The organism is Paraburkholderia dilworthii (genome assembly GCF_000472525.1).
GTDB lineage: Bacteria > Pseudomonadota > Gammaproteobacteria > Burkholderiales > Burkholderiaceae > Paraburkholderia > Paraburkholderia dilworthii.
In genome coordinates this window covers 116,859-132,397 of sequence record NZ_AWZT01000014.1, presented here as the reverse complement: position 1 = coordinate 132,397, position 15,539 = coordinate 116,859, and the positions used below count along the sequence as shown (strand labels likewise).

The 15,539-nt window shown below is 67.9% G+C and carries 3 protein-coding genes; all 3 read left to right on the top strand.

The window, feature by feature from the left end:
• The first annotated feature begins 463 nt into the window (after window positions 1–463).
• The 3 genes from F759_RS44065 to F759_RS45150 all read left to right on the top strand — a co-directional run bounded on the left by F759_RS44065 (window position 464) and on the right by F759_RS45150 (window position 15,489).
• On the top strand, window positions 464–4,099 hold the full coding sequence (locus tag F759_RS44065) for a condensation domain-containing protein (protein ID WP_244438827.1): 3,636 nt from the start codon (window positions 464–466) through the stop codon (window positions 4,097–4,099).
• 93 nt (window positions 4,100–4,192) lie between these two features.
• Entirely contained in the window at window positions 4,193–13,435 is a 9,243-nt protein-coding gene (locus F759_RS37785; RefSeq protein ID WP_051377280.1) for a non-ribosomal peptide synthetase, read from the top strand.
• The gene (locus tag F759_RS45150) at window positions 13,414–15,489 is read left to right on the top strand and encodes a condensation domain-containing protein (RefSeq protein WP_084534267.1); all 2,076 of its coding nucleotides are present in this window, start codon (window positions 13,414–13,416) and stop codon (window positions 15,487–15,489) included. Before F759_RS37785 ends, F759_RS45150 begins: the two co-directional genes overlap by 22 nt.
• Window positions 15,490–15,539 lie beyond the last annotated feature (50 nt).

Here is a 15,539-nt window from a genome sequence, read left to right as displayed (position 1 = left end):
GCTGATGTGGTGCATGGCGATGACGGCCGCGCGGCGCGCGGCATATCTCGGGAGGCGAGGATGTCTGTTACCAATACGCAGCGCCAGGATGGCGTGGGCATTCGTGCGGCGGGTGTGGCTGGTGAGGAAAATGCGGTAGCCAGCAGGGTGGGTCGCGCGGCGGGTACTACTTCGGCGAATACGACGGCCAATACGATCGGCAATGCCGCAGTTAATACGGCGGCCAGCACAACGGCCAGCACAACGGCTCACGCGGCAACGCTTAACAGAGCGATGGCCGACGCGGCGCCCGATACCGCGAACTGGGCGGTGGCGCCCGCAAACGACCTCGTCTCGGTGATGAAACTGCACGTCGGCGAGCGGCCCAATCAATTGGCGGTGCGATTCCTCGCAGACGGCGAGGCGGACGCGCGAGCTGACCTACGCGTCGCTCGACGTGCGCGCCCGGCGTCTCGCGACTGCGTTGCGCAGACACGGCGCACCCAACGATCGCGTGCTGCTGATGCTGCAAAGCGGACTGGATTACGTGGTGTCGTTCTTCGTCTGCCAGTACGCGGGGATGATAGCGGTTCCCGCGTATCCGCCCGAAGCGCTGCAAAGCGGACATCTCGAACGGTTACGGCGGATGTCGGGCGATTGCATGGCACGCATCGCGGTGCTCGATCACGCATCGCATGCGTCGCTTGTCGACGCGGGCGCCGAGCTTGACCTGCGCGGCGCGATACTGCTGTCGCCCGACGCCGCCAACAGGGACGACGGCGTCGATGATGACGGCTTTTGCATCGACAGCGCGCAGCCCGATGCGATTTCGTTTCTGCAGTACACATCTGGATCGACCTCATCGCCGAAAGGTGTAATGGTTAGTCATGCGAATGTATGCGCGAACGTTAGCGCGATGTCGCGTGGCATGGGTTGCCGCGTCGGTGATCGCATGTTCTCCTGGCTGCCGCTCTATCACGACATGGGGCTGATCGGCAGCGTGCTGATGCCGCTCTTGTGCGGATTTCAGGTCACGCTGATTTCGCCGCTGCATTTTCTCGAACGCCCGGCGCGCTGGCTCGCGGGCATCGCGCGCGAACGCGCGACCGTAACGGGCGGCCCGGACTTCGCCTATCGCCTGTGCACCGACCGCGTGCGCGATGCGCAACTCGCGGGACTCGATCTGTCGTCGCTGCGTGTCGCGTTCTGCGGCTCCGAGCCTATTCGCCAGGCCACCCTCGATGGTTTCGCCGCGCGCTTCCGCACGCACGGCCTCGATCCACGCGCGATGTACGCGTGCTACGGGCTCGCCGAAGCGACGCTGTTTTTCACGGGCGTCGAGGTGGGCACGGGCGCGCCCGAGACGCGCTTCTCGGCATCGGCGCTCGCGCGGCGCGCGCCGGTCGCATTGCGAGTCGCGGACGGTAACGGCAACGAAAGCGACGGCGGCAGCGACAACAAGACCGTGGTCGGCTGCGGTGTGACCGCGTTGGGCCATGCGCTCGCCATCGTCGACCCGACGACGTGCGAGCGCTTGCCGGATGGACACGTCGGCGAAGTATGGTGCAGCGGCCCGAGCATCACGCACGGTTACTGGCGCAATCGCGAGGCGAGCGCTGCCGTATTTCTCGACGACGCACCCGGTTTTTCCGGGCATTGGCTGCGCACAGGCGATCTGGGTTTCGTCGAGCGCGGCCAGTTCTTCTTCTGCGGACGCCGGAAGGACCTGATCGTGCTGCGCGGCGAGAACGTGTATCCGCAGGATCTCGAGACCGTGCTGGCGGATCGCGTCGAATGGCTGCGGCGGGGCCGCGTCACAGCGTTCCCGGTTGAAGCGGCCGACGGCGCCGAGGCCATCGGAATTGCCGCCGAAGTGCCACGCGGCAGGGCACGGCAGGCGGCGCCCGAGACCATCTTCGCCGCGATCGCCGCCGCGCTCGGCGACGCGTTCCAGTACGAAGCCACGTTGATTCTGTTGCTCGAACCCGGCGATCTGCCGCGTACGTCGAGCGGGAAACTTCAGCGCAGCGCATGCGTGGCCGCGTGGCAAAGCGGCGCGCTCGCGCCGTTTGCGGCGCGCGACGCGAGGTTCGAGTGGCCGCGAGCCAAGGTAACGGGGGCGGTCGCGATGGGCGCGGTCAGGTCAGCCGATTATGGCGACGACACGCTAAAGCTGACGGCGCAGGGCGTTGCTCAAACCAACGGGCAGGCAAATGCGCAGGTCAATGTCAACACCACGGCGCAGGACACCGCGCAGGCCACCGGGCAGACCATCGTGCGGACCACTATGCAGGCCACCGGACAGGACATCGCGCAGGCCAATGTGAACGCCACGGCGCAGGGCATTGTGCACACCACCGGGCAGAACATCGCGCAGACCACCGCACAGGTCACCGGACAGGACACCGGACAGGACGTCGCACAGATCATTGTGAAGGCCACTATGCAACCCACCGCACAAACCACCGCACAGGTGTGGAGCGAAGTGCTCGACGTGCCGACGCCGTGCGCGTCGGACGATTTCTTCGCGCTCGGCGGCCGTTCGCTGCTGGCGGCGAAGGTCGCGTCGCGGCTGCGCGTGCAACTGGGGCGCGACGTGCCGGTCGGTCTGCTATTCAGCCACCCGACGCTCGCGAGCTTTGCCGCGGCGCTCGATGCGCGCTCGGCGGTGCCATCCAACGCGGCGGCCCCCGTTGCGACCCTCACGCGTCGCGCCGGGAGCGAGCGCGGCGAGGCGCCGCTATCGCTACCGCAGGAGCGCCTATGGATGCTGTGGCAACTCGATCCGGACAGCCCGGCCTACAACATTTCGGCTGCACTCTCGCTGACCGGCCCGCTCGATGCCCACGCCGTCAAAGCCGCGCTCGATGCGCTGGTACGCCGCCACGAGATGCTGCGCACGCGCTTTGCCGATACCGGCGACGCGCCGCGTCAACTGATCGCACCGGTCGCTGAGACTGCCGATGCCTGGCGCTGGGAAACCGTCGACGCGCACGGCCTCACCGCCGACGACTTCGACGCGCAGTTGCGCCAACGCGCTCGCGAGCCTTTCGATCTGACGCTCGGCCCGCTCTTTCGCGCGACGCTGTTTATTCGCGGTTCTGAACAGTATGTGCTGCATTTCGTCATGCATCACATCGTCTGCGACGGCTGGTCGATCAATCTGCTGCTGCGCGATTTTGCGGCTGGCTATCGCGCGGCACGGCGCGGCGTCACGCCCGAGTTGCCGGCCCCGGCGATCCAATACGCCGACTACGCCGCATGGCAACGTGCGCGCTTTCCCCGCGACGGCAGCGGCGACGGCAGCACGCAACTCGACGCGCAACTCGACTACTGGCGCGGTCGTCTAGCGGGCTATGACGCTCTGCTCGATCTGCCGACCATGAACGAACGCGGTGGCGCCTATGGGCCTCGCGCCGCGCGCATCGGCGCGAATATCCCGGCTGCGCTCGAGAGCCGTCTCGAGACGCTCGCGCGGGGGGAGAACGCCACGCTGTTCATGGTGCTGCTTGCCGCGTTCGCGGCATTGCTGTCGCGTTATACCGGCGCGCAGGACGTGGCGATTGCGGTGCCCGTCGCTGGCCGTGACCGGCTCGAAACGGAGGAACTGATCGGCTTCTTCGTCAACACGCTCGCGATGCGTGCGTCGGTGAAGGGTGCGAAGCCATTTGCGACGCTGCTGCGCGAGGTACGCGACGACAGCATCGACGCACAGGCCAACGCGGACGTGTCGTTTGAGCGCGTCGTGGCCGCGTTGCAGTCCGCGCGGCGCGCAGGCGGCAATCCGCTTGCGCAGATCAAGCTCGTCCTGCATGAGGAGTTCGACACCGGGCTCGATCTCGACGGCGTGCGTTGCGCGCTGGTAGACGCCGACGCGAGCGACGCACGTTTCGAACTAGCGCTCGACGTATATCGCCAGGACGCGGCAGGTCTGCGCTGCGTGTTCGCGTACGCGGCCGAACTTTACGACGACGCGTTCGTCGCGCAGTTCGCGCAGCACTACGTCGGTTTGCTCGAACAGATCGTCGACGCCCCGCAGCGCGCGATCGGCGAATTCAACCTCAACGACGATGAGGCGGTCGACGGCATTGCGCCCGTCGCCGGGACTTTCGCGCTCTGAGCGTGCCGCCGTCGGCATATTGACATCACATTGATGCATCGACCTCGCGCTTGCCCGCGCGGGCGCGAGACACCTGGATCACACACGGACACCATGCAAGCCATTCATTTCGACACCGATTTTTTGCCCGCCCGCGTCGCGCGGTTCGCCATCGAACGGCCGGACGCCGTTGCACTCGTCGATAGCACGGGGCCATTGGCCTGGCGTGATTTGTGGGCGTGGTCCGGCCGGCTCGCTGATGCGCTCATCGACGAGGGCGTGCGGCCAGGCGATCGAGTCGTGCTCGCTTTGCCGCGCTGCGCGGCGCTCGTCGCGACGATTCTCGCCGTCTGGCGGGTGCGGGCGTGTTATGTGCCGCTCGATCCCATGCTGCCGCAAGCGCGGCTGCGCTGGCAGGACGAGGACTGCGGCGCGCGCGTGGTGGTCACGGGCGCAGCGGTGCGAGGTGAAGCGCGGGATGCTGTGATGGGTGCGAGCGTTGAAGGTGCGATGGACAATGCCGCTCACACCGCCAACGCGAAAGACCACACCAACGTAGTCAACGCGGTCAGCGCCGCAATCAAGACAACCGGTCCCAGTTGGCTGCCCGACGGCGTGACAACGCTCAATCCGCACGAGTTGCGCGACGCCGCCAACGCGACCAACGCGACCAACGCGACCAACGCCACCAACGCCACAAAAGCAACCGTCAACCTTAGCAGCAAAACCCTTCATCACAGATTGGCTGATCCGCAGTCCGAGGACAGCCTCCTCATCTGGCCCGCCTACGTGATCTATACCTCGGGCTCCACCGGACGGCCAAAGGGCGTCGTGCTCAGCCACGCGTCGCTCGCCGCCTATTTGCGCGGCGTCTCCGAGCGGTTGCCCAAGGGTGTCTCGAGCGCCGCGTATCTGTCGACGCCCGCTGCCGACCTCGGCCACACGTCACTGTTCGGCGCGCTGTGGCACGGCTGGACCCTGCATCTGATCGACGCCGATGTTGCCGCCGACCCGGACGCCTTCGCCGCCTACATGCATGCGCATTCGGTCGACTTGCTGAAAATCGTGCCGAGTCACCTCGACGCGCTGTTGCAGGCGCAATCAGCCGAATGGGTGCTGCCGCGCCGTTGCGTCGCGCTTGGAGGCGAGCCCGCGCCGACGCGTCTTGCAGAGCGCATCGCGACGCTGCGGCCCGAATGCCAGTTGATCAATCACTACGGGCCGACCGAGACGGCGGTCGGCGTGCTCGCACGCGCCGGCGCGCAAAGTCGCGCGGCGACGCTGCCGCTCGGCAAGCCGCTCTCGCACGTCGAGGCGCGCATCGTCGATGCCGACGGTAATACGGTGCCCAAAGGTGCGGCCGGCGAGCTATGCATCGGCGGACCGAGCGTCGCCCACGGCTATCTGAACCGGCCTTCACTGACGGCTGAGCGCTTCGTGCCTGATCCCGACGGCGACGGCGCGCGGCTTTACCGGACGGGCGACAGAAGCCGTCGTCTGCCGGACGGCGAATTCGCGTTCCTCGGCCGACTCGACGACCAGGTGAAGATCCGCGGCTTTCGCGTCGAGCCGGAAGAGATCGCCGCGCTCCTGCGCGCCGAGGACGGCGTGCGCGACGCAATCGTGATCGCGTATGCGGATAGCGACGGCGCCGCGCCGCGCCTCGTCGCGTACCTGAGTGCCGCCGAACCGCTCGACGTCGGTGCGATCCGTGCGCGTCTCGCTGCAGAATTGCCGGACTACATGGTGCCGTCGTCGCTTCAGGTGCTGGCCGCGTTGCCATTCACCGCGAACGGCAAGATCGACCGTGCCGCATTGCCGGCGCCGCAGCAGGAGGACACGGCGGCCGCCGCGCGTGTCGAGCCGCGCAATGAGGCGGAACATACGCTCATCGGAATCTGGAAGCTGGTGCTCAAGCGGGATGACATCGGGGTGACGGACAACTACTTCGAAATCGGCGGCGACTCGATCCTCAGCCTGCAAATCATCGCGAAGGCGCGCGGCGCGGGACTCAAGCTCACGCCGAAACAGATGTTCGACCACCCGACGATCGAAGCGGCGGCGCGCGTCGCGGCTCCAATGGCGGTGGCATCGGCGAGAGGGGGCGCGGGGGCTGGCGGGGACACGGGCGTCGCGATGAGCGCCCGGTCGGACGGGAAGAGGAGCGCGGGGATAGGCGAGCCGACAGGCCCAGGGGCAAGCGCGACTCAACGAACGACACACGCCGCCGCAAAACCTCCGCACACGACGCAACCTGCCGAAGACGATTTCTGGTTCGCCCAAGCCGGTGTTTCCCGCGACACAGTAGAGGTGGTCTATCCGGCCACGCCGATGCAGCAGGGTCTGCTTTTCCACGGCATGCTCGACGGCGAGCCGGGCATGTACGTGTCGCAATTGCGTCTAACGATCGACGCGCTTCACATCGACACGATGCGCGCCGCGTGGGACGCGGTGATCGCGCGCCATCCGGTTCTGCGCACGCGGTTCGTGTGGCCGGCCGGCGCGGAGCCGTTGCAGATCGTCGAGCGGCGCGTGCGCATGCCGTGCGAACTGCATGCGCGTAATGAACCTGTTGTGCCGGCTGCGCCTGCTGCGCCTATCGCGGCGGCACCGGCGGGTGAGCAATACGACGCGACATACGACGCGACATACAAGGCGGCGCGCGAGGCGATCGTCGCGCGCGGCTTCGAGGCGGGCGTTGCGCCGCTGATGCGCGTCGACATCTTCGAGCGTCCCGACGGCGCGCACGATCTGTTGTGGACTCACCATCATGCGTTGACGGATGGCTGGAGCACCGCGCAGGTCGTGAGCGAAGTGGCGCGCGCGTATGCGGCGCTCGCGGCGGGCGGCGTCGCTGATATGTCGCCGGCTACACCTTACGTCGATTATGTTCGCTGGCTGCACTGCCAACCCGATACCGCTGCGTTCTGGCGCGCTCGGCTCGCGACGCGCTCAGAACCGGCGCGCCTCGCCGACGCGCTCGGCAGTGCGTTGCGACCGTCGCCCGAAAATGGCGCCGATGGGGCAGTGGCACAAGCGCTGGTCCGCGAGCTCGACGGTGAGTGTCACGCGCGGTTGCAGCGCGCCGCGCGCCGCGCGCAGGTCACGCTGAACACGCTCGTACAAGCAGCGTGGGCGCTCGTGCTCGCGCGTTTCTCGGGCCGCACGCAAGTGACGTTCGGCACGACGGTGTCCGGCCGTCCAGTCGATCTGCCGGATGCGCAATCGATTGTCGGCCTCTTCATCAACAGCTTGCCGTTGTGGGTCGATGTCGAATCGGGTGCGACGGTGCGCTTGTGGCTCGCCGCGCTACAGCGGCATAACGCGGAGCTGCGCGACGTCGAGCACACGCCGCTAGCCAGCTTGCAGCAATGGGCGAACGCGAGCGTCGATGAGTTGTTCGACAGCCTCGTCGTGTTCGAAAACTATCCGCTCGACGACGCACTCGGTGCGATCGGCGACGTTCCGCGCGTACGCGCCGTCGAGGCACACAACCGCAGCCATTTGCCGCTGATGCTGGTCGTCGCCCCGCGTCATGTGGGAAGCAGCGACGCGCTAAGGTTCGAGTGGCACCGGCATGCGAAGCGCGTATCCGAAGACGGCGTCACTTGCGTCGCGGATTGTTTCGAGCGGATGCTGGACTGCCTCGCAACTGCGCTCGTCGAAGGCAACGACGCGCACGTGCGGCTGCGCGATCTGGCAACCGACGACGCTACGCCATTTGCGACGCCGCGTCTGCCGGCCGCGTTCGCCTACGAGCGGGTGACGGCGCGAATTGCCGCGCAGGCGCATGCGCGTCCCGCAGCGGTCGCGCTGGTCGATGGCGATGAACAGGTGACGTATGCGCAACTCGATGCGTGGTCGTGCGCGATCGTACGTGAATTGCGGCAGCTTGGGGCGACGGCGGAAGTGCGCGTGGGCGTCGCGATGCAGCGCTCCGCAGCGCTCGTGGCGTCGCTGCTCGGTGTGCTGCGCGCGGGCGCGGCTTATGTGCCGCTCGATCCGTCGTATCCGGCTGGGCGCCTCGCGCATATCGTCGATGATTCGCAGCTGCGGCTGATCGTGACCGATGCGCCGAGCCTCGCGCAGCATGCGGCGCTGTTCGGCTCGCGGCCCACGGTGGATGCGGTGGCGCTGCGGGATAGGGTGTCTGTCGACGATGCGGGCAGTGCCGATTTGCATCCGCATCCGCATCAGCTTGCATACGTGATCTACACGTCGGGCTCGACGGGTGTGCCGAAGGGCGTGGGCGTCACGCATGAGAACGTCGCGCGTCTTTTCGACGCCACGCAGTCCCACTTTGGATTCGACGCGCAGGACGTCTGGACGCTGTTCCATTCATACGCGTTCGACTTCTCCGTATGGGAGATTTTCGGCGCGCTGGTGCATGGCGCGCGGCTCGTGATCGTGCCGCACTGGAGCGCACGCGAACCGGCGGCATTTCATGCGCTGCTGCGCAGGGAACGGGTGACGGTGCTGAACCAGACGCCGTCGGCGTTCATGCAACTGACGCAGGCCGATGACGGCAACATGCTCGAATCGCTGCGCGCGGTGATCTTCGGCGGCGAGCGTCTGGAGCCGGCGTCGCTCGCGCGGTGGGCGGAGGGCGCGCGCCGCAAGGGTGTGCTGCCGGCGCTCGTGAACATGTACGGCATCACCGAAACGACGGTGCACGTGACGCACCGCGCGCTGGACGAGGCGGCGTTGCGCGAGACGCGCAGTGTGATCGGCGCGCCGCTCGATGACCTGACGCTGCACGTGCTGGACGCGGACCTGAACCGTGTGCCGGTGGGCGCGGTGGGCGAGCTGCATGTGGGCGGCGCGGGGCTCGCGCGCGGCTATCTGGGACGCGCCGGTCTGAGCGCGCAACGCTTCGTGCCGGACCCGTATGGGGTGCCGGGCGCGCGTCTGTACCGCTCGGGTGACCTCGCGCGACGGCTTACGGATGGAGACTTCGAATATCTGGGCCGTAACGACGATCAGGTGAAGGTCCGCGGTTTCCGGATTGAACCGGGCGAGATTCAGGCGGCGTTGCTGGCGCATCCGGAGGTGCGCGATGCGGCGGTGGTGGTGTGGGGTAGCGGGAGCGATAGGGGCAGAAGTGGGAGTGGCAACGCGGACGATCAGGCAAACGACAGGGCAAACGACACCGCGAACGACAGCGCAAACGACACCGCAAACGACAAGGCAAACGACAAGGCAAACGACAAGGCAAACGACAAGGCAAACGACAGCCGTGACCGGCGTCTCATCGCGTACGTGGTGCTGCGCGACGAGGCGAATACGGGCGATGTCGGGCGCTGGCAGACATGGCTTGCCGCGCGTCTGCCGGGGCACATGGTGCCGTCGTCGTATGTGGAGCTTGAACGCTTTCCGCTGACGCCGAACGGCAAGCTCGACCGTCGGGCACTGCCCGGGCCCGAGACGGTAGCGAACGCTGCGCAGGCCGTCGTCGCGTCGACGCCCGCGGAGGCCGCATTGCTTGCCGTCTGGCGCGCTGTCTTGCGGCGCGACGATATCGGCGTGACCGACAATTTCTTCGTGATCGGCGGCGACTCGATTTTGAGTCTGCAAATCGTCGCGAAGGCACGCGATGCTGGCTTGCAGATGACGCCGCGCATGGTGTTCGAGGCGCCGACCGTGCAACAGCTTGCATACGCGGCCCGACCGGTGTCCGCATCCGCCGCGTTGACATGGAGATCACCAGCCTCGGCACCGGCATCGGCTTTGACCCCGACTTCGGCATCGGCTTCGACATCCACATCGCCCGCTGCCATCCAACCGTACGCTTCCACAAGCGTATCTACCTCGTCCGATCTATGGCGCGCGCTCGGCCTCACGCCTGAGCACATCGAGGACGTCTACCCGGCCACGCCGCTGCAAAGTGGCTTGCTCTATCACACGCTGGCGGAGGCAGGGCAGCGCGCGTATCTCAACCAGATGCGCGCGACGCTGTCCGGCGCGCTCGACGTCGCCGCGATGCACGCGGCGTGGCAGGCCGCGCTCGACCGTCACGGGATTTTGCGTACGCGTTTCGCGTGGCAACACGGTGACGCAGGGATGCAGATTGTCCATCGCCGCATCGCGTTGCCGTTTGAGACGCACGACTGGTCGGCCGCACCGGACTACGACGCGCGCCTCGCCGACTGGCGTGCGCGCGATCTCGCCGACGGCATCGCGCCGGACGCCGCGCCGCTCATGCGCATCGCGCTCTTCATTCGCGACGCGCATACCGCCGACCTCGTGTGGACGCATCATCATCTTTTGCTCGACGGCTGGAGCGTTTCGCTGCTGTTCGCCGAAATTCTGCGCGACTATCGGATGCGGACCAACGGCGCGGCCGCGACGTTCGAAGCGGCGCCGCCGTATCGCCGTTACGTCGAGTGGGTTCGCGAGGCGGCCGACGATCCGGCGACCGAGACATGGTGGCGTGCATGGGCCGCGCGCGCCGACGATCCGGCGACGCTCACTGCAAGTCTCGGCGAGCCGCGCGCGGCAGAGCCGGGCGCCCATGCGCGGCGCCACGCTCTCGACGAAGCGCTCGTCGCGCGGTTGCAGGCAACGGCGCGTCGTCACGAGATCACGCTCAATACGCTGATGCAGGGCGCGTGGGCGATGCTGCTCGCGCGCTACGGACATCGGCGCGGCGTTGCCTACGGTACGGCGTTCGCGGGACGGCCGGCGCATCTGCCGGGCGTCGAGAGGATGCTGGGACTTTTCATCAATACGCTGCCGGTGTGCGTCGACGTGGACGCGAGCGCGGACCTCGGCGCATGGCTGCGCTGGCTGCAAGGCGAGCTCGCGGAGTTGCGTCACTACGAGCACACGCCGCTCGCGCGTGTGCAGCAGTGGACCGGACGGAGTGGGGACGCGCTGTTCGACAGCATCGTCGTGTTCGAAAACTATCCCGTCGATGCCGCGCGCAATGGCGACGCGAGTCTTAAGGTGGAGTCAGTGGATTCCGTCGATCCGACGCATTACCCGCTCGCGCTCGCCATCATCCCACGCGCGCACACGCTTTCACTCGAATGGGCGTGGAACGGTGAGCGAATCGATCGCGAGACCGTCGAGCGAATTGCATCGCAGTACGAAGCGGTGCTGGCACAGATGGCGGATGGCGCGGAGCGGCGGGTTGGATCCGTGATGCTGCCTGCGTTGCATGAAGTCGCGCCGTTGCATCGTTACCGGTTCGAATCGCTCGGCGTGGCGCTCGCGGCTCAGGCGAAGCGCACGCCGCATGCAACTGCGCTGCGCTGCGAAGACGACTCGCTCACGTATGCGCAACTGGATGCATGGTCGGCGGCGCTGGCTGCGCGGCTCGTCGTGCGCGGCGTCGGCGCGGAGCGGCGCGTGGGGTTGTGCGTGACGCGCGGTCCGGCGCTGATTGCGGCACTGCTGGGCGTCATCCGCTCGGGCGGGGCGTTCGTGCCGCTGGACCCGGAGTATCCGGCCGCGCGTCTCGCACAGATGATTCAGGACGCGGGCATCGTGCAGGTGGTTGCCGATAGCGCGAGCGCGAAGCAGGTGGCGGAGGTGCTGACGGGGTGTGAGGTGGTTGATGTCGCGTTGGATGCGGAGCGGGTTGCGCAGACGGACGCGATGCTGGCGGCTCGGGCGGATGCGGGCACGGTCAACTACCCCGAGGCCCCCCTGCATCCAGACCAGCTCGCCTACGTGCTCTACACCTCGGGCTCGACCGGCCGCCCGAAGGGCGTCGGCGTCAGCCACGGCGCACTGTGGACGCACCTGCAGGACTTCCTCGCGACCTACGCCATCGGCGCCGACGACACCGTGCTGCACTCATCGACGATCAACTTCGACGTCGCGCTGCACGAGACCCTGCCCGCGCTGCTGCGCGGCGCGACGATCGAAATGCGTGGGGTTCAGCCGTGGGACCTGCAAAGCCTGAATGAGCGGCTGGTGAAGCGGCGCGTGACGTTCGCGCGGATTCCGAGCGCGCTGTGGCAGCAGTGGCAGCGTCATGCGCCGCCGCGCGCGCAGCTCGCGCTGCGTCAGGTGACGGTCGGCGGCGAGGCGCTGCCGGGCGATGCGCTCGCGCGCTGGCGCGAGGGACCGCTTGCGGATATCCGGCTCGATAACCTGTATGGGCCGACCGAGACGACGGTGGCGGCGCTGTACCGCCGCACCGGAGCCGACGACGCACGGCAGGTGAGCGTGCCGATCGGGCATCCGTATCCGGGCCGCACGGCACGCGTGCTCGACGCGTTCGGCGACGAGGCGCCGGTGGGCGGGCTCGGCGAGTTGTGCATCGGCGGGCCGACGGTGGCGCGCGGGTATCCGGGACGGGCGGGGCTGACGGCGGAGCGGTTCGTGCCGGACCCCTACGGCGCGCCGGGCGCGCGCATGTACCGCAGCGGCGACCTGTGCCGGGTGCGCGCGGACGGCACGGTGGAGTTCCTCGGACGGCTGGACCAGCAGGTGAAGCTGCGCGGCCAGCGCATCGAGCTGGGCGAGATCGAGGCGGTGCTGCGCCAGTGCGAGGGCGTGCGCGAGGCGGCGGTGATCGTGGTGGGCGACGGGCAGAAGCAGCGGCTCGCGGCGTATGTGGCGGCAGAAGCCGATGCAGCGGCCGTGCGGCCTCTTGACCCGGCGCGTCTGCAACGCGAAGTCGAACAGAAGCTGCCGGGCTACATGGTGCCCTCGTCGGTGACGGTGCTCGCGCGACTGCCGTGGATGCGCAACGGCAAGCTCGACCGTGCATCGCTGCCGGCGCCGCAGGCGGGCGTGCGCGAGCGCGTGGCGCCGTCGAACGGAGTGGAATCGGCGCTGCTGTCGATCTGGGCGGCCGTGCTCGGGCGCGACGATCTGGGGGTGACGGACAACTTCTTCGAGGCGGGCGGCGACTCGATCCAGAGCCTGCAGATCATCGCGCGAGCCCGCGAGGCGGGCTGGCGGCTCACGCCGCGGCAGGTGTTCGAGCATCCGACGGTGGGGGGTCTCGCGCAGCGCGCACAGCGGCTCGATGCGGGCCTCGCGCAGGCGCCGGACGACGGTGCGGCGCTGGCCTTGACGCCGATCCAGCGGCTGTTCTTCGAGCGCTATCCGCACGGGGAATCGCACTGGAACCAGGCGGTGCTGCTGAAGGTGAAGGGGCGGCTCGTGCCGTCGGCGCTGGAGCGCGCGGTGGCGGCGCTGGAGGCGCGGCACGACGCGCTGCGTCTGCGGTTCGTGAGGGAGACGGGTGGATGGACACAGGTGCGGCCCAAGCGGGAGCAGCGGCTCACGCAGCGCAAGCGTCGCAACCTTCCGAAGCCTCAGAAGCCTCAGAAGCCTCAGAAGCCTCAGAAGCCTCAGAAGCCTCAGAAGCCTCAAACCTGTCACCCCCATCACACCTGACACAGACACCAGAAACCACACAGACATCCCAACCATCGCACAGCCGCAACCCACCCATCGTCCAGCACGAAAAGCTCGCATCACTGTCCGGGCTGCGAGCCGCCTGCGAACGCATCCAGTCGAGCCTGGACATCGAACACGGCCCGCTCTGGCGCGTAGGCCACTTCGAGACGCCGCAGGAGACGCGCGTGCTGATCGCGATTCATCACCTGTCGGTGGACGGCGTATCCTGGCGCGTGCTGCTCGAAGAACTGCAAACGGCCTACGATCAGGCCGAGCGCGGTGAGCGCATCACACTGCCCGCGCCGTCGATGTCATGGCGCGCCTGGGTGCGCGCGCTTCATCGGTATGCCGAATCATCGGAACGCGTCGCCGAACTCGCGTGGTGGCAAACCGCGCTCGACGCGCCCGCATTGCGCGCCGGCCCGCTCTTCCCCGCACTCCGTCCGCATCCCCAACCGCAAAAGACGCTGCAAAAAAAACTATCACCCGAACTGACCACCGCGTTGCTTCGCGAAGCGCCGCGCGCTTACCGCATGCGTGTCGACGAAGTACTGCTGGCCGCGCTCGTGCGCACCATCGGCGATATGACTTTGCGCGACGAAGTGCTGGTCGAACTCGAAGGCCACGGCCGCGAGGACGTGATCGACGGTGCCGACCTGAGCCGCACTGTCGGCTGGTTTACGACCCAGTATCCACTCGCGTTGCCGCGTGGCACGCGTTCCGCCGACACGCTACGGGGCGTGCACGAGCGTCTGGCCGGCGTGCCGCTGCGCGGCCTCGGCTGGGGGCTGCTGGCCTGCTGCGCCGACGCAGTCAGCCGCTCGACGCTGCGAGCGCTGCCAATCCCCGAGATCGGCTTCAACTACCTGGGCCGCTTCGATCAAACGTTCGACGACGCAGGCCGTTTCGCCTTCGCGACCGAATCGTCAGGCGACGCCATCGCGCCTCGCGCACGGCTTCCCGACCGGGCGCTGGACATCAATGGCTGGATTGCAGGCGACTCGCTGACGTTGAGCTGGGGCTACGCCCCGCAATTCGTACCGGATGCGCTTGCCGAAAAACTCCTCGCATCGTTCGAGTCCGCCCTTGGCCAACTGCTCGACCATTTGCGCACCGCCACGCCGCAGCCAGAGACGACCGATTCGCGCCGCGCGGTTCCAGAGTCGCTCGCGACGCGCGCGCGGCACGATCCAGTCGCCGCAAGCTGGACTGCGCGCGCCGTCTACGAATTCAGCCTGCCGGTGCCGCCCGCCGACGCGCTCGCTGGTTGGTTCGCGCGCCGCCGCCCGCAGAATGGGAATGCTCCCGCCCGCGTCGCGCAGTCGCCGGCCGTGCTGTTGAACGCGCTCGGTGCGCCGGCCACGCTGTTCTGTCTGCATCCGGGCTACGGCATGGTCGGCGAATACCGCACGCTAGCGCAAGCGCTCAACGGCCGTGTGAGCGTGATCGCGATACAGGCGCCGGCGGTGCGCGGCATACCGTGGCAAGGCGACACCTTCGAGGCGCTCGCCGCGCACTACGCCCAGTGCATCGAAGCGCTCCAGCCGCACGGCGACTACGCGCTGCTCGGATGGTCGTTCGGCGGACGGCTCGCGATCGCTCTCGCGGACCATTTCGAGCGGCGCGGCGCGCGCGTGTCGTTCGTCGGTATCGTCGATACGGCGACGCATCGCGAGGACGGTGCGCAGGCCGTCGTCGACGAGGGTCGCGTGGCGGCGCCCGAATTGGCTCTGCTCGCTGCGGCCGGGCCGTCGCTGCTCGGCGACGCGCTCGCCGCCGACGCCATGCACGCGCAGTTGATGTCCCGGCATGCGCTGCCGCGCGTCGGCTGCGATCTGCACGTGTGGCGCGCGCTGCGCATCGCCGACCCGCGACGCAGGATGGCGTGGGCGGAGCGCACACGCAGCCGGCTGCACGAGTTTGACATCGACGCGACTCACTCGAGCATCGTCCACCATCCGCTCCTCGCGACTCAGCTTGCGCAGTGGTTCGCGCAGTCGCTGCCACAACGCGACGGCGAGCCGTCAGCTCTGTCGCGCGGCGAGTCCTGAGTGGGTCGCGTGGCGCATCAGTGGGCGGGCGCACATTGCATGCGCGTCCG

What these genes read in the sequence shown, in the direction of transcription:
- F759_RS37785 (WP_051377280.1), top strand. Translation starts at nt 4,193, where the DNA reads ATGCAAGCCATTCATTTCGACACCGATTTTTTGCCCGCCCGCGTCGCG.